Source organism: Phaeobacter cretensis (genome assembly GCF_047372505.1).
GTDB classification, from domain to species: Bacteria; Pseudomonadota; Alphaproteobacteria; order Rhodobacterales; family Rhodobacteraceae; genus Phaeobacter; species Phaeobacter cretensis.
On record NZ_JBKBEU010000001.1, the window covers coordinates 2447241 to 2465345 of the forward strand.

At 55.3% G+C, this 18105-nt stretch carries 19 protein-coding genes; 15 read left to right on the plus strand and 4 right to left on the minus strand.

The genetic code is table 11. The features are described 5' to 3' along the window. Positions 1 to 43: 43 nt before the first annotated feature. Positions 44 to 916, minus strand: a complete 873-nt coding sequence (locus ACEWZM_RS11660; protein ID WP_414006584.1) for a helix-turn-helix domain-containing protein — start codon at positions 914 to 916, stop codon at positions 44 to 46. Positions 917 to 1005: 89 nt separating this feature from the next. Between ACEWZM_RS11660 and pobA the strand changes: the two genes are divergently transcribed. The 11 genes from pobA to ACEWZM_RS11715 all read left to right on the plus strand — a co-directional run bounded on the left by pobA (position 1006) and on the right by ACEWZM_RS11715 (position 11022). Continuing rightward, on the plus strand, positions 1006 to 2187 hold the full coding sequence (gene pobA, locus ACEWZM_RS11665) for a 4-hydroxybenzoate 3-monooxygenase (protein WP_414006585.1): 1182 nt from the start codon (positions 1006 to 1008) through the stop codon (positions 2185 to 2187). A 449-nt stretch (positions 2188 to 2636) separates the two neighbouring features. Further along, a complete protein-coding gene (locus ACEWZM_RS11670; protein ID WP_414006586.1) occupies positions 2637 to 3566 on the plus strand; it encodes an ABC transporter ATP-binding protein in 930 nt (309 codons plus the stop codon). Then, entirely contained in the window at positions 3563 to 4324 is a 762-nt protein-coding gene (locus ACEWZM_RS11675) for an ABC transporter permease (RefSeq protein WP_414006587.1), read from the plus strand. The genes ACEWZM_RS11670 and ACEWZM_RS11675 overlap by 4 nt, the downstream gene beginning before the upstream one ends. A gap of 222 nt (positions 4325 to 4546) precedes the next feature. Then, positions 4547 to 5344, plus strand: a complete 798-nt coding sequence (locus ACEWZM_RS11680) for a S49 family peptidase (protein WP_414006588.1) — start codon at positions 4547 to 4549, stop codon at positions 5342 to 5344. Continuing rightward, positions 5325 to 5522 carry a hypothetical protein gene (locus ACEWZM_RS11685; protein ID WP_414006589.1) on the plus strand — a complete coding sequence of 66 codons (198 nt, stop codon included), beginning with the start codon at positions 5325 to 5327 and terminating at the stop codon, positions 5520 to 5522. The genes ACEWZM_RS11680 and ACEWZM_RS11685 overlap by 20 nt, the downstream gene beginning before the upstream one ends. Next, the gene (locus tag ACEWZM_RS11690) at positions 5519 to 6463 is read left to right on the plus strand and encodes a calcium/sodium antiporter (RefSeq protein WP_414006590.1); all 945 of its coding nucleotides are present in this window, start codon (positions 5519 to 5521) and stop codon (positions 6461 to 6463) included. The genes ACEWZM_RS11685 and ACEWZM_RS11690 overlap by 4 nt, the downstream gene beginning before the upstream one ends. 35 nt (positions 6464 to 6498) lie before the next feature. Then, positions 6499 to 7275, plus strand: coding sequence for an SDR family oxidoreductase (locus tag ACEWZM_RS11695; RefSeq protein ID WP_414006591.1), 777 nt, complete (start codon positions 6499 to 6501; stop codon positions 7273 to 7275). A gap of 314 nt (positions 7276 to 7589) precedes the next feature. Further along, on the plus strand, positions 7590 to 9479 hold the full coding sequence (gene uvrC / locus ACEWZM_RS11700; RefSeq protein WP_414006592.1) for an excinuclease ABC subunit UvrC: 1890 nt from the start codon (positions 7590 to 7592) through the stop codon (positions 9477 to 9479). Positions 9480 to 9640: 161 nt separating this feature from the next. Then, positions 9641 to 10312, plus strand: a complete 672-nt coding sequence (gene pgsA / locus ACEWZM_RS11705; protein ID WP_414006593.1) for a CDP-diacylglycerol--glycerol-3-phosphate 3-phosphatidyltransferase — start codon at positions 9641 to 9643, stop codon at positions 10310 to 10312. Then, the gene (moaD, locus tag ACEWZM_RS11710; protein WP_414006594.1) at positions 10312 to 10557 is read left to right on the plus strand and encodes a molybdopterin converting factor subunit 1; all 246 of its coding nucleotides are present in this window, start codon (positions 10312 to 10314) and stop codon (positions 10555 to 10557) included. Before pgsA ends, moaD begins: the two co-directional genes overlap by 1 nt. A 3-nt stretch (positions 10558 to 10560) precedes the next feature. Next, positions 10561 to 11022, plus strand: a complete 462-nt coding sequence (locus ACEWZM_RS11715) for a molybdenum cofactor biosynthesis protein MoaE (protein WP_414006595.1) — start codon at positions 10561 to 10563, stop codon at positions 11020 to 11022. Positions 11023 to 11108: 86 nt separating this feature from the next. Here the strand turns inward: ACEWZM_RS11715 and ACEWZM_RS11720 are convergent, their stop codons facing one another. The 3 genes from ACEWZM_RS11720 to ubiA form a co-directional block, all read right to left on the minus strand. Beyond that, entirely contained in the window at positions 11109 to 11426 is a 318-nt protein-coding gene (locus tag ACEWZM_RS11720) for a hypothetical protein (RefSeq protein WP_414006596.1), read from the minus strand. Beyond that, positions 11423 to 13321: an OmpA family protein gene (locus ACEWZM_RS11725; RefSeq protein WP_414006597.1), complete on the minus strand. Its 1899-nt coding sequence runs from the start codon at positions 13319 to 13321 to the stop codon at positions 11423 to 11425. Before ACEWZM_RS11725 ends, ACEWZM_RS11720 begins: the two co-directional genes overlap by 4 nt. A gap of 77 nt (positions 13322 to 13398) precedes the next feature. Then, positions 13399 to 14361 carry a 4-hydroxybenzoate octaprenyltransferase gene (gene ubiA / locus ACEWZM_RS11730; RefSeq protein ID WP_414006598.1) on the minus strand — a complete coding sequence of 321 codons (963 nt, stop codon included), beginning with the start codon at positions 14359 to 14361 and terminating at the stop codon, positions 13399 to 13401. An 11-nt stretch (positions 14362 to 14372) separates the two neighbouring features. Here ubiA and ACEWZM_RS11735 point away from each other — a divergent pair, with 11 nt between their 5' ends. The 4 genes from ACEWZM_RS11735 (at position 14373) to ACEWZM_RS11750 (ending at position 17965) form a co-directional block, all read left to right on the plus strand. Continuing rightward, positions 14373 to 15101, plus strand: a complete 729-nt coding sequence (locus tag ACEWZM_RS11735; protein ID WP_414006599.1) for a 16S rRNA (uracil(1498)-N(3))-methyltransferase — start codon at positions 14373 to 14375, stop codon at positions 15099 to 15101. Between the two features lie 71 nt (positions 15102 to 15172). After that, on the plus strand, positions 15173 to 16006 hold the full coding sequence (locus ACEWZM_RS11740) for a GNAT family N-acetyltransferase (protein ID WP_414006600.1): 834 nt from the start codon (positions 15173 to 15175) through the stop codon (positions 16004 to 16006). Beyond that, positions 16003 to 16530 carry a hypothetical protein gene (locus ACEWZM_RS11745; RefSeq protein ID WP_414006601.1) on the plus strand — a complete coding sequence of 176 codons (528 nt, stop codon included), beginning with the start codon at positions 16003 to 16005 and terminating at the stop codon, positions 16528 to 16530. Before ACEWZM_RS11740 ends, ACEWZM_RS11745 begins: the two co-directional genes overlap by 4 nt. Positions 16531 to 16594: 64 nt before the next feature. Further along, complete coding sequence (locus ACEWZM_RS11750) at positions 16595 to 17965, plus strand: glutamate--cysteine ligase (RefSeq protein WP_414006602.1); 1371 nt, start codon at positions 16595 to 16597, stop codon at positions 17963 to 17965. Positions 17966 to 18105: the final 140 nt, after the last annotated feature.

The following is an 18105-nucleotide window of genomic DNA, read 5'->3' on the forward strand; positions in this document are numbered from 1 at the left end:
GGCGGTTTTTTGCGTCCTGCTTTATGCGGGCCAAGGCATTGGTTCAATCGAGCGGTTGATCTCCGCTCGTGACGTGGCGCCGAAACCGGCGTGGAGGCAACCCTGTCCCTTTGGCAAATACACGGTTGAAATGCGCAGGGTCAGCATAGCCGAGCTCATACGCGATCTCGGAGGCACTCAGCGTTGTATAGATCAGCAGACGCCGAGCTTCGCGCAACATGCGTTCATTGATTAATTGCGATGCGGATTGCCCAGTTGCTTGGTGACTGATCCGATTAAGGTGCGTTGCCGAAATGGCAAGTTCACGAGCATAATCTCCGACGCGGTGCCGCTTGCGAAAATCTCGATTCACCAAGGTTTCAAAGTGTGCGAACAGTTGGTGCGTCTTTGGATTCGTATCCCGGTGCTGCTGAGCATCAATTGAATGAGCGACAACACCGGTGATTGCACCAACAAGGCCTCGGAGGATCTGGGCGCGCGCAAATCCTTCTATCTCGTAGGCATTGCGAATGCTCTTGATGAGATGCATCAAATGGTTCTCCAACGGCGTAACCGTCGCGCGATCCAATGTCGTTAGTACGTCGGGGCTTCCGCTAAGTGATTGATCCATAAGGTCAGATGTTATAGTCACTACCCATCCGCGAGTTTCGGGATCGAACCGGAAACCGTGCACTGAGCCGCGTGGCACATTTATCATGCAGGGCGGTGTAAGAGTTTGTTTGATACCGTCAAATGTGGCTTGGCCTCCCCCCTTCTTAATCACGAGTAGTTGGTGCAAGCGTGCGTGCCGATGTGGCTTCAGCGCCCAGTTGTGGAGCGACGAGCGCGATTGAATGCTCTCGATATGCAAAAGATCTGCCAGCTCGGCATTCTCCCCAAAAAGCGAGTATGTATTGATCCCTTTTTTTTCGTTCATGTATGAAATGTACAATAAGTCGATGGGAGGGTCTATTCGCACGTTGGATTTTTACGGTCAAGATAGGCCGAAAAATAGGAGAAGAGCGAATGCAGAGTCAGTCAACACAGGTTGTGATCGTAGGGGGAGGCCCATCGGGGTTGTTGCTGTCGCAATTGCTGCATCGTGCTGGAATTGACAACGTGGTGTTGGAACGACAGACCCGGGACTACGTGCTTGGCCGTATTCGCGCCGGGGTTCTTGAAAACGGATTCGTGGATTTGATGCGCCGAGCCGGGGTCGGAGAGCGTATGGATCGTGACGGTCATGAGCACCACGGGTTTCACATCGCCTATCAGGGGCGGCTGGACCGGATTGACCTCGCAGGCAGTGCCGACGGACAGACCGTTATGGTTTACGGCCAAACCGAGGTCACGCGCGATCTTTACGCCGCTCGGGACGCAATGGGCGGTAAGATCGTCCACGAAGTGGCAGATGTTGCGCTCCATGATCTCAAAACCGATCGTCCATATGTCACCTATGATCTGCACGGTGATACACACCGTATTGACAGTACTTTCATTGTTGGAGCTGACGGTTTTCACGGGGTGAGCCGTAAATCGATTCCAGCAGATGTCCTTCGTGAATATGAAAAAGTCTATCCCTTTGGCTGGCTGGGGGTCCTGTCTGAAACACCACCAGCTGCAGCCGAATTGATCTATGCCCAGCACGATCGCGGCTTTGCTCTGTGTTCGATGCGCAATGCGAAATTGAGCCGTTATTATATTCAGGTTCCCCTGACAGATAGGGCTGAGGATTGGAGCGATGAGGCGTTCTGGGAGGAGTTGAAACGGCGGCTTCCGGTGGATGTCGCCGAAGGAATGCAAACCGGACCTTCGATTGAGAAAACAATTGCGCCGCTACGCAGTTTCGTAGCCGAGCCGATGCGATACGGAGCACTGTTCCTGGCGGGAGACGCGGCGCATATTGTGCCGCCCACCGGTGCCAAGGGGTTGAATCTAGCTGCTTCGGATATCCACTATCTTTTTGAGGGGCTGTCAGATCACTTCCTACGCGGCGATGATGAAGCGCTGGAGGGGTACTCTGAAAAGGCATTGGCGCGGGTTTGGAAAGCAGAAAGGTTCAGTTGGTGGATGACCAGTTTGCTGCACCAATTCCCTGACGCTTCGCCAGCGGATCTGCGGTTGCAGCAGGCCGATCTTGAGTATCTATTTTCCTCTGATGCAGCGCAGGCTTCGTTGGCCGAAAACTATGTAGGATTGCCGTATTGAGTTCTGTCATAGATGGTCATCAGACATAAATCATATGGGGGTCGTGTTTTTCTTGGTCTACCACTACCGCTTTCTGACCGAGCGTCGGCCGTAGAATGCTGATTTTGATTTGGTGCCTGCCGACGAAGTTGGTCGGCGCGTGAAAACTGATCAATACATCTATGCAGTCGTTCTAGTTGGCGTTTCACTAGTGGGGCTCAGCCTGTCTGCGTAGTCCGGAAGGGCGATTGTGCGATGGCCGCGTAGCAGAGCGTAATGAAAGTTCGATCAGCCCACGCGTAGCTTGCACCAGAAGAAAATCCATTCTCGATCTGCAATCCAGTTCTCTGCGCAGATGCACAAGTTAGTGCGCATAGGCAAACGTCTCGGATGCATTCCTCTCTAGCGGGGGAAGAGCGTTGGCGATACCGTGCTCTGAACTGATGAGTTTACTTTTAAGGGAGGCAGGAATGTCAGCCATCCTATCGATCCGCGATCTGGAAAAGACATATGAAGGCGGATTTAAGGCGCTCAAAGGCGTCTCGCTCGATATCCAGCAGGGGGAAATTCTCGCCTTGCTAGGGCCTAACGGGGCCGGAAAAACGACATTGATCTCAACGGTCTGCGGCATCACCAGACCCAGCTCTGGCAGCGTCTCTGTTGGTGGTCATGATATTATCAACGAGTTTCGAGCAGCTCGCAACCTGATCGGATTGGTTCCACAGGAGATCAACCTGGAGCCGTTTGAAACCGTATGGAACTCGGTCAGATTTTCGCGAGGCCTGTTTGGTCAGCCGCGCAATGATGTTTTGCTTGAGGATATTCTGCGCAAGCTGTCGCTTTGGGATAAACGCAAGAGCCAGATCAAAGAGCTGTCGGGCGGCATGAAACGCCGGGTGTTGATCGCGAAAGCGCTGAGCCATGAGCCACGAATTCTGTTTCTCGATGAACCCACTGCTGGTGTAGATGTCGAGCTGCGAAAGGACATGTGGGATGTCGTGGCCGAACTTAAGCGTGACGGTGTAACCATCATTCTGACCACTCACTACATCGAAGAGGCTGAGGCAATCGCAGACAGAGTGGGTGTTATTACCAACGGAGAGATCCTGTTGGTTGAGGACAAAGACAAGCTGATGGCGCAACTGGGTCAAAAGCAGCTGGAAGTTCAACTGACAGAACCTCTGACGGCGATACCTGACAGTCTATCTGCCTATGGGGTGGTCTTGGCCGAAGGTGGCCGGGGGTTGATCTATTCCTACGATACCAACGCTGAGCGAACCGGCATCACTACGCTGCTTAACGATGTCGCCAAAGCCGGTTTGACTCTGGCCGATGTGCAGACCCGGCAATCCAGTCTTGAAGACATTTTCGTTGGGCTGGTTTCAGGAGAAACGACATGAACTGGACAGCGGTTGCCTCAATATACCGATTTGAAATGGCGCGGTTTTTCCGCACTCTCATGCAGAGTTTTCTATCACCTGTTCTGTCGACCTCGCTTTACTTCGTGGTCTTTGGCGCGGCTATCGGGAGCCGGATCGATCAGGTCGAAGGCGTGCCATATGGGGCTTTCATCGTGCCCGGCCTGATCATGCTGAGCGTGATGACCCAAGCCATCTCCAACGCTTCTTTCGGGATCTATTTCCCCAAATTCATCGGCACGATTTACGAACTGCTGTCAGCGCCCGTGAACTTTCTTGAGATTGTGATCGGCTATGTCGGGGCCGCGGCTACAAAGGCATTGTTTATCGGTGTGGTCATTCTGGTGACGGCATCTCTGTTTGTGGATCTGACTATCGCGCATCCGATAGCAATGGTGCTGTTCATGGTGCTGACGTGCGTCAGTTTTGCGCTCTTGGGATTTATTATTGGTGTCTGGGCCAAGAACTTCGAGCAGTTGCAGCTGGTTCCCTTACTAATTGTGACGCCGTTGGTGTTTCTGGGCGGATCTTTCTACTCAATCTCAATGCTGCCGCCGATCTGGCAGAAAATCACTTTGTTTAACCCTGTCGTCTATTTAATTTCGGGCTTCCGCTGGTCATTTTTCGGTGCGTCGGATGTACCAGTAGGGTTGAGCCTCTTGGCCATCGGCGGCTTCACGGCACTTTGCATTGCGGTGATCTGGTGGATCTTCAAGACGGGGTGGCGCATCCGCTCCTGATTGAACGGTTGAGCCTTCCAAGAAATGTTGTATCGGCGTGTCGTGGTATGCGCCGATACAATTGTGTGTGGGCTTCTCGATCTCTATTGGTTGGCGCGTGTTCCGCGCATTTGAGGCAAGCGTTGCAATTTTACCCAAGCTTTGCAGCTTTTTTGACGCTGCTTTTGCTTCGTTCCGGCGCGATCCCTTGTTTCAAGGCTGTCGACATTCTACATCGGCGCCATGAACCTCAAATTGCCCTTTTTGAATAAGGCACCGCTGGTCGCTGTGGTGCGCCTAAATGGCGCTATCGGTATGGCCGGTCGTGGTGCACTGAATGACGCCGCTCTTGGACCGGTACTGGAACGCGCCTTTCGTAAGGGTAAACCCTCTGCGGTGGCATTCGAAATCAATTCGCCCGGCGGCTCACCCGTGCAAAGCGCCCTGATTGGTGCTCGAATCCGCCGCCTGTCCGACGAACTAAAAATCCCGACGATTGCGTTTGTCGAGGATGTGGCGGCTTCGGGGGGGTATTGGCTGGCAGCCTCGGCGGATGAAATATGGGCTGACGAGAGCTCGATCATCGGCTCAATAGGCGTCATTTCGGCAGGGTTTGGCGCTCACGTTTTTTTGGCGCGTCAGGGTGTGGAGCGGCGGGTATACACCGCTGGTCGCAGCAAATCGATGCTTGATCCGTTCCGCCCTGAAAGTGCTGATGATGTAAAGCGTCTGAAGCAGCTGCTGGGAGATATCCACGATAACTTCATCGCCCATGTCAAAAAACGCCGAGGGGACAAGCTGGATACCAGCGAGGATCTCTACACCGGTGAAATCTGGCTCGGTCGTCGTGCAGTATCGCTGGGATTGATTGATGGCATCGGCCATCTACGCCCGAAGATGCAGGCGCGTTTTGGTGACAAGGTGCGGTTCCGTCGCTTCGGGATCAAGAAGCCATTGTTGGGACGGATCGGTGTGCAGATCGCACAAGATGCGCTTAGCGGCATCGAGGAACGCGCTGAATATGCGCGGTTTGGCCTCTGACGTGATTTTCAAAATTGTTTCCCTGTTTCTTGTGGCGATGGCTGTACTTGCGATGTTCGGCAAGCTGAAGGTGCCGGGCCAAAAACATCTGACCTCGCGACGCTGCAATAGTTGCGGTCGCTTTAAGATCGGAAAAGGCCCCTGCGCCTGCAAAAAGAATGGAGGGCCTCGGCAATGATGCCATGGCTGTTTTCTGGGCTTGGCCTTGTGATCCTGCTTCTGGCTGGGGATGCACTGGTACGCGGTGCTGTCAACCTCAGTCTGCGGTTAGGCGTGCCCGCGCTGATCGTGAGCCTGACGATCGTGGCCTTTGGCACGTCAGCGCCCGAGCTGCTGATCGCCATCCGGGCTGTGGGAGAAAACGCTGACGGGATCGCCCTTGGTAACGTTGTCGGCTCCAACACTGCCAATGTTCTTATGGTTCTAGGTATTCCGGCGCTTATGCGGGCGCTGCACACCAGCGAATGCGATACCCGAAAAAACTATATATTTATGCTGATCGCGTCGGTTCTTTTCATTGCCCTTGCCTTCTACGGCACATTCACTATCTGGTCCGGGGTTATCCTGCTAGCGGCGCTTACAATTGTCCTGAGCGTTGCCTTTCGCGAAGCCCGCGCCCATCGCCGTAACGGTAAAGAAAGTGAACTGGATGATATCGAAGAGGCGGACCCCGATATGCCATATTGGCGCATTGGGATCTACTTGCTACTCGGGTTGATTGGGTTGCCACTGGGCGCTGATCTTCTGGTAGACAACGCTTCAGTTATCGCGCGTACCTATGGTGTGGCGGAACCTGTGATCGGTCTCACACTGGTAGCTATTGGCACTTCGTTGCCTGAACTGGCAACCACAGTCATGGCTGCCCTGCGCCGTCAGGCAGATGTCGCGCTGGGCAACGTAATCGGCTCCAATATGTTCAACCTGCTTGCGATCATGGGTATCGCAACCTTTATTGGGCCGATAGATGTTGACCCGTCCTTCTTGCGGGTGGATCTCTGGGTCATGTTGGCCTCTTCGTTGCTACTGGTGCCATTTGTTTTTCTTAAAATGGACATTACGCGCACCTGGGGCGTGATTTTATCTGTCACATATGTGGTCTACTTGGTGCAGCTATTCTAACTCATAGCCAAACGGGCACATGAGGAGAGATCAATATGCGGGCATTGGTAACCGGCGGGGGCAAACGGCTTGGGCGCGCGATGGCGTTGAAATTGGCTGAACACGGCTATGATGTCGCCGTCCACTATGCGAGCTCTACCGATGCGGCCGAGGCTACGGCGACTGATATTCGTGCTATGGGCCGTCGAGCCGTTACTCTAGAGGCAGACCTGTTGGAGAAAGGCGGGGCCGAGGCCCTGCTACCTGCTGCGGCAACGGCCTTGGGTGGTCCGATCACCTGTCTGGTCAACAATGCGTCGATCTTCGAGCATGACAGTCTTGAGACGGCAACCCGCGACAGCTGGGATCGACACATAGATAGCAACCTGCGTGCACCTTTCATCCTGACTCAGCAGCTGGCCGCTCAGGCCATACCGCAGCAAGTGGATGACAAGGGGCGGGCGATTGCGGCTGCTATTGTGATCAACATGATCGACCAAAGAGTTCGGAAGCTGACGCCGGAATTCATGACCTATACGCTTGCGAAATCGGCTCTTTGGACACTGACCCGGACTAGCGCTCAGGCTTTGGCTCCGCGCATTCGGGTCAATGGGATTGGTCCCGGTCCAACGCTTAGAGGTCCGCGCCAGAGTGAGAGCCAGTTCTCGCGCCAATGTGCCCACACACCTCTGCAACGTGGTGCTGATCCGGCGGATATCACTGCGGCTCTTGTTTATCTTCTGGACGCCCCATCTGTTACCGGCCAGCTGATTTGCATCGATAGCGGTCAGCATATCAGTTGGGAAACCCCGGACGTTGTGGGACTAGAATGACCTCGCCAGTGGTCGGGTTCAAAAGTGGTAGCCGCGAAGTTGTGCACGTAGCGTCAACTTGTAGCAAATCCGTTACAAAAATCCTTTTGAAAACAGAACCTTGTCAGGGTTTCGAAAATGTTTTCAATTTAATCAATACCTTACGGCATTGCCTATTTTTTGTGCAAATGCTGGAAATCAGCCGAAACTAAGGGAAAATCGCTGATAGCCATAAGATACTACCAGACTTATCCACAGCATCGGTGGATTTGTTACTTGTTGATCCTGGTGCTCTAACATTGCAGACCGGCCTTGGGAATCATACATCTCGAAACATGACAGACCATAAGTCCGATCCATCATCCGAAATGACACCGGCTGTATCTCGAACGGGGTACGCCGTGATTCAGGATTATCTGAAAACGCTGGATAGCTCACCAGGTGTTTATCGCATGCTCGATAGCGAAAGTCGGGTGCTATATGTCGGCAAGGCGCGCAATCTTCGGGCGCGGGTGTCGAACTATTCCCGGCCGGGTCATACCCCTCGGATTGAGCGAATGATTGCGGGCACTGCCTCGATGATGTTTCTGACAACCCGGACGGAGACTGAGGCGCTACTGCTTGAGCAGAACCTGATCAAACAGCTGAAGCCCAAATACAATGTACTGCTGCGCGACGATAAGAGTTTTCCTAATATTCTGGTCGCTAAGGACCACGCCTTTCCTCAAATCAAAAAACACCGCGGCACACGGCGCGAGAAGGGAAGCTATTTCGGCCCCTTTGCCAGTGCAGGCGCTGTGAACCGCACACTCAATCAGTTGCAAAAGGCATTTTTGCTCCGCAATTGCAGTAATGCTATGTTCGAAAGCCGGACGCGACCATGCCTCCAGTATCAGATCAAACGCTGCACCGCGCCCTGTACTGGCGAGATCTCGGCGGAGGATTATGCGGCATCTGTACGCGATGCTGAACGCTTCCTATCAGGTCGCTCCACCAAAATTCAGGAAGAACTGGCTGAACAGATGTCTGAAGCCTCCAAGGCGATGGAGTTCGAGCGGGCCGCAGCCCTGCGCGACCGGATCAAGGCACTCACACAGGTACAGACATCCCAGGGTATCAATCCGCGTGGAGTTGCCGAAGCGGATGTAATCGGTCTGCACCTCGACGGAGGGCAAGCCTGTGTTCAGGTGTTCTTCATCCGGGCCAATCAGAACTGGGGCAATCAGGATTTCTACCCTCGTGTTACCGGAGATGTATCCCCGGCAGAGGTGATGGAGGCGTTTATCGGCCAATTCTACGACAACAAGGAGCCACCGCGACAGTTGCTACTGTCAGATGAAATTGAAAACTGTGATCTGATGATAGAGGCGCTAAGTGAGAAGGCCGGGCGCCGCGTCGAAATTCTAGTGCCGCAGCGCGGAGAGAAAACCGAACTGGTTGCTGGTGCGGTACGCAATGCCCGTGAATCACTTGCCCGTCGCATGGCCGAAAGTGCAACGCAGGCCAAATTGCTGCGCGGTGTCGCTGAAGCCTTTGGGCTGGATGGACCTCCCCAACGGATTGAGGTCTACGACAACTCACACATCCAAGGCAGCCATGCGGTGGGTGGCATGATTGTCGCAGGCCCAGAAGGGTTCATGAAAAATGCCTATCGTAAGTTCAACATCAAGGGCGATGACCTGACGCCTGGTGATGATTTTGGCATGATGAAAGAGGTTCTAAACCGGCGGTTCTCGCGTCTGTTGAAGGAAGATCCGGACCGGGAAAAAGGTCTGTGGCCTGATCTTCTGTTAATCGACGGCGGTGCTGGGCAGGTCAGTGCTGTGGCGGAGATCATGGCCGAACACGGGGTTCAGGATATTCCGATGATTGGAGTAGCCAAAGGCGTCGACCGCGATCATGGCAAAGAGGAGTTTCATCGCTTGGGTGAAGCGGCCTTTGCTTTACAACGAAATGATCCGGTGCTTTATTTTGTACAGCGGATGCGGGATGAGGCGCACCGGTTTGCCATCGGAACCCATCGTGCGAAACGGGCCAAGGCAATGGGCGCTACCCCGCTTGATGAGGTGCCGGGTGTGGGTGCGTCTCGCAAGCGGGCTCTCCTGGCCCATTTCGGCAGCGCCAAGGCGGTGAGCCGCGCAAACCTGTCAGATTTGAAGGCCGTTGACGGCGTGTCGGCAGCATTGGCGCAGCGGATCTACGATTTCTTTCATGGTCAAGGGTAGCTGAGTAGCATCCACCGGCGCGCTGGAGAGCTGGTGAATAGCGAAACAATACAAGGTCCTGACTTATTGGTCAAAAAACAGCGCGTAAGATGTGACCATTCGCGCTTGAAAATTCATCTGTTCCGCTTTCCACTCGTGAAAGCGCGGGCTAGTGTGCAGCCATGAAATGGACCGTCCCAAATATCCTCACCCTGTTGCGCCTACTGGCGGCTCCGGGGCTCGCGATCATGTTCCTCTACTTTTCGCGCCCCTATGCAGATTGGTTTGCGCTGATCCTTTTCGTCAGCGCAGCGATCACGGACTGGTTCGATGGCTACCTAGCCCGATCCTGGGGGCAGGAGACCAAGATGGGCGCCATGCTCGATCCAATTGCTGACAAGGCGATGGTTGTGATCGCGTTGATGATCCTTGTTGGCTATGCCGCCGAGCATTGGACGCCATGGTTGGTGGTGCCTGCGACGGTGATACTTTTCCGCGAAGTCTTTGTTTCAGGTCTACGCGAGTTTCTGGGTGACACAGCCGGGACATTGAAGGTGACGCCGCTCGCCAAATGGAAGACGACAGCGCAGATGATCGCGATTGCCACGCTGTTTTCCCAAGGTATCTTCGAACACTATCTGGTGATGTCCTCCTTTGGTATGGATCAGATCCTGGTGGATCAGATCATGTTAGGGGAGGTGAGCGATGAATTCGGATTGCGCTGGAAATTCGAAGGTATGATATGGACGAGTCGTCTGGGATTGTGGCTGCTGTGGATCGCTGCAGCGCTCACGCTAATCACCGGTGCTGACTATATGCGCAAGGCGTTACCATATCTGAAGGAGACGCGCTGATGGATGTTCTCTATTTCGCTTGGGTGCGTGAACGCATTGGCTTGCCAAAAGAAAAGGTTGAGACGAGAGCCGAGACCGTGCGTGATCTTGTAGCGGAGCTTAGCGCCCGTGATCCACGTTATGGTGCCGCCTTCGCTGACTTGTCGGCATTGCGGGTGGCGCTTGATCAGGATTTATCGGATTTTGATGCGTCGTTGGAGGGTGTATGCGAAGTGGCTTTCTTTCCACCGATGACTGGGGGGTGAGCCATGCGGATTTCTGTGCAGGGCGACCAATTTGATCTTGGTGAGGAAAGCCAGCGTTTTGTGGCTGAGGTGGCGGCCTCGGGAGCGAATGCAGGTGCCATCGTGACGTTTACCGGTGTTGTGCGGGGATCTGACAGCGGTGATATGGTCGCAATGGAGATCGAACACTATCCTGGCATGACCGAACGCGCGATCGGGCAGATAGCGGAAACCGCGCTGCAGCGTTGGTCGCTTGCGGATGCACTGGTTATCCACCGTCACGGCAGATTGATCCCAGGTGAGCAGATCATGATGGTTGCCACTGCGGCACGCCATCGATCCGGTGCTTTTGAAGCAGCCTCTTATCTGATGGATTATCTCAAGTCTCGTGCGCCGTTCTGGAAAAAAGAACTACGCCAAGACGGCGAAGGCGCATGGGTTGAGGCAAAAGGCAGCGACGAGGACGCACTAACTCGTTGGGATTAGGCTGGGCTAGTAGAAGAGAGGCCCGGTCTGCCTTATGCCCCGTCGCAGGGGCAAGTCATAGCGACTAGTACAGACGAAACGCGCGCTTAGCCCTGGTGAAGGTGGCTACGCAGTTCTTCGGCCTCACGGCGAGCATCACGCAGCCCGTCCATAGCCGCTCCCAACTCCGCCTCGGTCTGGGCTAGTTGGTTGGACAGTTCCGCCTCGCGCTGTTGCAGATATGTGATGGCTTGATCACGGGTTTCCTCTGCCTCATGCAGCTCTTGGCTCATCCGGTCCAGATCGGCTACGTCGCTTTGCTTCACACGGGTAAAGCGGTGCACTAGCCAATTGGCAAACCATCCCATCGCAAAGGCGACAAACAGGATGATGGCGGTGGTGATGATGAACTCTGTCCTGTTCATTGTCCGGAGGTCTCCTGTTCGCTGTCGGGGGCTGCTTCGGGGACGGAGGCTGCCGCATCAAGAGTGGTTTCGCTGCTGGCGTCATTGGCCGGGAGGATCCGGCGGAATTCAATCCGACGATTGGCTTCGCGGCCTTCTTGGGTGTCATTCGTGGCAATCGGGGTGCTTTCGCCATAGCCTTTGGCGGTAAAGCTGCTGGTGATAACCCTTCGACTACGCAGTTCATTTAGAACTGATTGCGCGCGCGATTGGCTGAGAGATTGATTCATTTCCTCGCGGCCCTGACTATCGGTATGGCCCTGAATTTCTAGCCGCACACCGTCACAGCGCGAAAGAATATCTGCAATTTGATCCAGTGTGTCGCGGCTGCCTGCTGCCACGGTTGCGGAACCCGGTTCAAACGTGATTTTGGAGTCCGCCTGTACTGCGGCCAGCTCAGCCTCGCAACGATCCGGCGACATCGGTTTGTCCGCTGGCTCCGGCGGCTGCTCATAGCTGATGTTCAGCTCGTAGCTCTCGGCCTCGCCCAGCTTGGCCGAAAGCAATTTTGCGATTTCAGCTGGCGCGTCTTCACGATGGCTCATCCCTCTGAGTGATAGGCTATCGGGCATCACTGAAACGGCTCCGCGCTGCAAAAAGGAGAGTGCTTCTAGCCCGGCAAGTACACGTAGTGACCAGTCGGCAGGGAGATCTTCTACCACACGTGTAGCACTGTGCACATTGTCCGACCCAAAGCGAGCTTTGGCATAGCTGCTGCTGATCTGGCGCAATGCTTCATCTGAGATACGTCCGCGAAGCTGGACCTGGCCTTCCGGGCTTAGCGTGGCGGTAAATTCTGGCGTGCCGCCGCCTGTGTCCGTTTCAGGGACGGGTAAAACGGCGTGCAGGGCGAACACCTGTGGCAGGGCGTTCTCCAGTTCTCCAATGATATGATCAAACAGTGCAGGTGCGGTGCCCTCGGCTGCGACAAGCGTCATATCTGCATTGGCCAGCGTCACCGATCCTGCACCCAACTCTGACAGCGCCGCGATGCCCAGTTCCGCAGCACGCGCCCAATTCGGAGAGGGAACACCCATCCCTATGATGCAATCGGTCTCACCGTCAAACCCTGCTTTTTTGGCTGCACGCAGAATACGGTTTCGGCTCAGTTCGCTTTCAGCGGAGCAAGCATCAAAATGGCCACCTGAACCATCGATGCTATAGCGCAAAGTAAAGGGGGCGATGACCGGGCGCGGGGCCGCGATGTCGAGTGACAACCGCAATCCGGCGGGCGCCATGCGGGACAAGCGCTTTTCGATCTGCTCTTTCGCCGCAACGCTATCAGAGATCGCAGTGATAGAAACTTTCCCCGCTTCGACCGATATTTTTGATCTAGGCAGCAGGCTCAGTGCTTCCAGTGCATAGTCCATCGCAGGCATCCAACCCTTCTGGGCTGAATAGTTGGCTGTTTCCAGAAGATCTGCGACCTGATCGGCACCGGCGATTGTATTAAGCTCGGTGATCACTGTTTCACGATCAGTGGCACGGGGAATCAGACCGATGATGGAAATGCCGCTATCGTTACGTAGGATTTCTGCGGAAAATCGCGGCGGTGCAATACCTTTGGACGGGGTGACCTGCATGTCGTCAATCACCCGCGCGGCATCAACGACGCCACCCACTAGAGAAATAGCCCCAAAACGTGTGGCTTCATCCGGAGCAGTACCATTCAAAATCACCCGCAGCCCATTGGCGGTCACTTCAGCCCAAGTATACCCGGCCTTGTCCAGCGCACGGCGCACAGCGGTTTCACTACCTGCCTCGATACCTGTTACAGCAAACCCGGCTACCACCAGGCTCAGCGCGGCGGCGGCAACAAATGTCAGGCCAGAGATCAAAAGCGAGGACAGGTGCATGGGCAGGCTGGTCTCCGTTAAGGCGTCCGTCTGAGACGGCTTTTGCTTGTCTTACAGGGGCTGCGCGATGGGTTCAATCATGCGCATAATGCAGCGGCAAAGAAGATAAGCGGAATCAGGCCTGTATCTCGGTTGAGACGAAACAGTTGCAGTAACCGGTCGCTTTTCTCTGCATCGAACGCCCGTAGCTGCCAGGTCAGATGCCAACCCATGGCCCATGGTGCCACCAGCGCCAGCATCAGCGCCAGAACAGAGCCCTGCGGCTGCACCGCAAGAATGATCGCGGCCCCCATCAGGCTTACTGTGGCCACGATGAACCGCCGTAACCACGTCGGCGTATCCGTGCCAAACAACCGAGCGGTCGATTTGACTCCGATCAACGCGTCATCTTCAGTATCCTGATGGGCATAAATCGTGTCGTAAAATAGCGTCCAGGCGATGCCGGCGAGATACAAGACGACGGCAGGCCAGTTCAAGGTGCCGCTGTGAGCGACCCAAGCCAGCATGGCTCCCCAGTTGAAGGCAAGCCCAAGGAAGACTTGTGGCCACCAGGTGAAACGCTTGGCAAAGGGGTAGATGGCCACCGGAAAAAGCGCGAGTATCCCCATTGCGATAGCGGCTTGGTTGAAGCTCAGGAGAATGCCAAAGGAGACCAGTGCCTGTAGTCCCATCCAGACAACCGCGCCCCGAAGAGACACCTGTCCTGATGGAATGGGGCGTGACCGGGTGCGTTCGACTTTATCATCATAGTTGCGATCAGTGATGTCATTCCAGGTGCATCCGGCCCCGCGCATCAGCCAAGCCCCGGCGGCACAAGCGACAAAAATCCAAAGATCGCTCCAGCGCGGGCTCTGATCCCATAGGATTGCAAGCATCAGTCCCCACCAACAAGGGATCAGCAGCAACCATGTCCCAATGGGACGATCCGCCCTGCTGAGACGCAGATAGGGTCGGCTCCATGTCGGGGCGTATAGATCGACCCAATTGCCTTTGACCGCATCCGCGACCTGTCCATCTGGTGTTGGCGTCCCGCCTTGCATATGTATGCCTCATGAGTGCAAAGATCAGACTGTATGTAGAGCACCCGCTGGGTGAAGGGCAATCGGTTCCTCTGGACCGTGATCAGGCGCATTACCTGTTCGGGGTGATGCGGCTGCAGGTAGGGGCGCAGCTGCTGCTGTTCAACGGAAGCGACGGTGAATGGCGCGTTGACGTGGCCGAAGCCGGTAAACGCGGTGGCGTTCTGACCTGCCAAGAGCAGATCCGAGCATTGGTGCTGCCTCCGGATCTGTGGCTGTTGTTTGCGCCGATTAAAAAGGCGCGTACAGATTTTATTGTCGAGAAGGCTGCCGAAATGGGCGCTGCCCGAATTGTTCCGGTGCAAACCGATTTCACTAATTCCGAGCGCATTCGCCAGGATCGTCTACAGGCACATGCGGTTGAGGCGGCAGAGCAGTGTGGCAGCACTTACGTCCCTGAAGTCGCTGATCTTCAAAAGCTCTCGCGATTTTTGGACCAATGGCCCACTGATCGCCAACTGATGTTCTGCGACGAGGCAGAGGTCGGCGCGGCGCTCACTTTTGCAGATGAAGCGGCAATGGGTACCCCTTGGGCCATCCTAATTGGGCCCGAAGGAGGGTTTTCCGAGGCGGAGCGTAAGCGTTTGCACGCATTGCCGCAATCTCATGTCGTGAGCTTGGGGCCCCGCATCCTGCGCGCGGATACGGCTGCGGTTGCCGCACTCACCGTCTGGCAACAGAAATACGGAGATTGGGGATGACGTGGAGGCCGGCACAAGGCAACGATTTGGCGGGAATACATGACTTTCTGCATCGGTACGTAGCTAGTTCTATGTTTTTGCTTACCAATCTGCGAGACCACGGTTTACATGGTTCCACGTCCAAGGCGATGCGCGTCTGGGTGCGGGAAACAGCGGGAAACGGGGTGGCCGGACTTACTAATGATGGCACGTTGTTAATTCAAGCTGGCGAAACCAGCGCTGAGGGTTGGCGTCAGCTACAACAACTTGTTGACCAGAGACTGGTTGAAAGCACATCGCAACAACAGGTCGGCGTACTCGGCGAAACGGAACAATTGCGTCGCTATCTGGCGGCTACGGGCTTGGATAATCGGCCCAAACGTCTTGACCGTGATGAACCGGGATTAGCACTGGAACTGAACCAGCTGGATCTCAGCTGTCTTGACCGTCCACAATTGCAAAGCGCCATGCTGCATCCTCTTTCCGCTGCGCCGCGCCCGGTGTTGGTACAGTGGCGTGCGGCTTATCACCAGGAAACCCTTGGCACTCCGGCGTCGGAGGCGGTTGTCCTCGCAGCCAATGATATTGATAGCTACCTCTTGCGAGACTCGCATCGGGTACTGGAAGTCGAAGGCCAATGGGTTGCGATGACCGGTTTCAACGCTCAACTTCCGGAGGTGGTACAGATTGGTGGTGTTTACACGCCACCGCTGCAACGTGGACACGGTTATGCCCGTTGTGCACTGGCATTGCATCTACAAGAGGCCCGCAAGACAGGCGCCAAGCAATCCGTTCTCTTCGCAGCAGGGGATGCTGCGGTGCGCGCTTATCGGGCTGTCGGGTTTCAGCCCATTGGCGGTTATTCGCTGGTATTGTTTGATCATGATACGCAGCCCTCTATCGCCCAAGGAGCGGCTATCACATGAGCTTTATCCGCCCGGAAGCCCGCGCGGCCCTTTGGCGTTGGCGAGAGTTGATCGCCGCTGCCGGTTTGGGCGGGCTCGGACTGATATGGGCCCTAGGCAGCTTCGGTCTTGTCGCGCTCATGGGGTGGGTTTTGATTGGGCTTGGCCTTATAGTGTCAATCATTGGCGTTCAACGGATGCGGTTCCGTCTTGGCGGGGCTGGGCCCGGCGTAGTGCAAGTTGACGAAGGTCAGATCGCCTATTTTGGTCCGTTGACTGGCGGCGCAATAGCACTTTCAGAGCTTGAGCGTCTGACGCTGGATCACGCTGCTAAACCTGCTCATTGGCTTTTGGATCAACCGGGGCAGTTGGCGCTGGCAATTCCGGTTAATGCGACCAATTCCGATGCGCTCTTTGATGCCTTTGCAACCCTGCCCGGGTTGCGCACGGAGCGAATGTTGGCAGAATTACATAAATCGGGCGTTCACCAGGTCGTGATCTGGGAGCGCGCATCATCTCGACCGACCTTGCACAGGCTGCATTGACACTTCTGGAAATACCGACCACGACTTGCATCGCAAGACGGATCAACCTTACGGAGAGCCCTAGATGTCTATCCCTCAATCCGGCGGTGGGCCGATCGAACGTCACGAACAGCTTGCTGAATATCTTGCTTCTGGCTGCAAGCCTCGTGACCAATGGCGTATCGGCACCGAGCATGAGAAATTCGGCTACTGCAAGGACTCCTTGAAGCCTCTTCCGTTTGAGGGCACGCGCTCCATTGTCGCCGTCCTTGAAGGATTGCGCGATCGTCACGGCTGGTCCGAGGTACGCGAAAGTGGCCATTTGATTGGTCTAGAAAAAGACGGAGCCAATGTCTCGCTTGAGCCTGGTGGTGCGCTCGAACTCTCGGGTGCGCCCCTTGAGACGATCCACGAAACCTGTGACGAGGTGAATACGCACCTGCGCGAGGTTAAGGATATTGCTGACGAGATCGGTGTCGGATTCATCGGGCTTGGTGCTGCCCCGGTTTGGACCCACGACGAAATGCCCCTGATGCCCAAGGGGCGATATAAGCTGATGGATGCCTATATGGGCAAGGTCGGTACCATGGGTCGCACTATGATGCGCCGTACCTGCACGGTTCAGGTGAACCTCGATTTCGGTTCCGAAGCAGATATGATTCAGAAGATGCGCGTTGCTATTGCGCTGCAGCCGGTCGCGACAGCTCTTTTTGCCAATTCCCCGTTTCTGGAAGGCCAACCGAACAACCATAAATCCTGGCGTTCGCGTGTGTGGCGCGATCTGGATGCGGATCGTACCGGTATGGTGCCCTTCGTATTCGAGGAGGGATTCGGCTTTGAACGCTGGGTGGAGTATGCGCTCGATGTGCCGATGTACTTTGTTTATCGTGATGGCCAGTACATCAATGCTCTGGGTATGTCCTTCCGCGATTTTCTGAAAGGCGAGCTGCCTGCGATGCCGGGCGAAACTCCGACGTTGAGCGATTGGGCGGACCATCTGACAACTGCTTTCCCCGAAGCTCGCATCAAGAAATATATGGAAATGCGCGGAGCGGATGGCGGCCCCTGGCGCCGCCTGTGCGCGCTTCCTGCGTTCTGGGTTGGACTGATGTATGATCAGTCAAGCCTGGATGCAGCTTGGGATCTGGCAAAGGGCTGGGATGCCGATACTCGGGAAGCTCTTCGCATTGCGGCTTCCGAAGAGGGGCTACAGGCCGAGGTCGGCGGCATCAAGATGCATGATCTTGCGCGAGAGGTTGTCGCGGTTTCTGAGGCAGGCCTTAAATCGCGTGGCCGCGCAGGAGCTGGGGGCTTGGTGCCGGATGAAACCCATTTCCTCAACGCTTTGAAAGATAGTATCGAAACGGGGAAAGTCCCTGCAGATGAATTGCTGGACAGGTACAATGGTGATTGGAACGGCGATCTAAGCCGCATCTACGCTGAATACAGCTACTGATTCACGTTTCTGCGATCATACGCAGATCAGAAATGGAAGAAGGGCACCGTTTGTGTGCCCTTTTTGTGAATTCGATGTCTCTGACCACGTGTTTAAAACGGAAAACCGGTGGCGAGTTTCCCGCCACCGGTCTTGTCAAA

Coding starts and splice junctions, on each gene's coding strand:
- ACEWZM_RS11660 (WP_414006584.1), bottom strand. CDS start 916: ATGAACGAAAAAAAAGGGATCAATACATACTCGCTTTTTGGGGAGAAT.
- pobA (WP_414006585.1), top strand. CDS start 1,006: ATGCAGAGTCAGTCAACACAGGTTGTGATCGTAGGGGGAGGCCCATCG.
- ACEWZM_RS11670 (WP_414006586.1), top strand. CDS start 2,637: ATGTCAGCCATCCTATCGATCCGCGATCTGGAAAAGACATATGAAGGC.
- ACEWZM_RS11675 (WP_414006587.1), top strand. CDS start 3,563: ATGAACTGGACAGCGGTTGCCTCAATATACCGATTTGAAATGGCGCGG.
- ACEWZM_RS11680 (WP_414006588.1), top strand. CDS start 4,547: ATGAACCTCAAATTGCCCTTTTTGAATAAGGCACCGCTGGTCGCTGTG.
- ACEWZM_RS11685 (WP_414006589.1), top strand. CDS start 5,325: ATGCGCGGTTTGGCCTCTGACGTGATTTTCAAAATTGTTTCCCTGTTT.
- ACEWZM_RS11690 (WP_414006590.1), top strand. CDS start 5,519: ATGATGCCATGGCTGTTTTCTGGGCTTGGCCTTGTGATCCTGCTTCTG.
- ACEWZM_RS11695 (WP_414006591.1), top strand. CDS start 6,499: ATGCGGGCATTGGTAACCGGCGGGGGCAAACGGCTTGGGCGCGCGATG.
- uvrC (WP_414006592.1), top strand. CDS start 7,590: ATGACAGACCATAAGTCCGATCCATCATCCGAAATGACACCGGCTGTA.
- pgsA (WP_414006593.1), top strand. CDS start 9,641: ATGAAATGGACCGTCCCAAATATCCTCACCCTGTTGCGCCTACTGGCG.
- moaD (WP_414006594.1), top strand. CDS start 10,312: ATGGATGTTCTCTATTTCGCTTGGGTGCGTGAACGCATTGGCTTGCCA.
- ACEWZM_RS11715 (WP_414006595.1), top strand. CDS start 10,561: ATGCGGATTTCTGTGCAGGGCGACCAATTTGATCTTGGTGAGGAAAGC.
- ACEWZM_RS11720 (WP_414006596.1), bottom strand. CDS start 11,426: ATGAACAGGACAGAGTTCATCATCACCACCGCCATCATCCTGTTTGTC.
- ACEWZM_RS11725 (WP_414006597.1), bottom strand. CDS start 13,321: ATGCACCTGTCCTCGCTTTTGATCTCTGGCCTGACATTTGTTGCCGCC.
- ubiA (WP_414006598.1), bottom strand. CDS start 14,361: ATGCAAGGCGGGACGCCAACACCAGATGGACAGGTCGCGGATGCGGTC.
- ACEWZM_RS11735 (WP_414006599.1), top strand. CDS start 14,373: ATGAGTGCAAAGATCAGACTGTATGTAGAGCACCCGCTGGGTGAAGGG.
- ACEWZM_RS11740 (WP_414006600.1), top strand. CDS start 15,173: ATGTTTTTGCTTACCAATCTGCGAGACCACGGTTTACATGGTTCCACG.
- ACEWZM_RS11745 (WP_414006601.1), top strand. CDS start 16,003: ATGAGCTTTATCCGCCCGGAAGCCCGCGCGGCCCTTTGGCGTTGGCGA.
- ACEWZM_RS11750 (WP_414006602.1), top strand. CDS start 16,595: ATGTCTATCCCTCAATCCGGCGGTGGGCCGATCGAACGTCACGAACAG.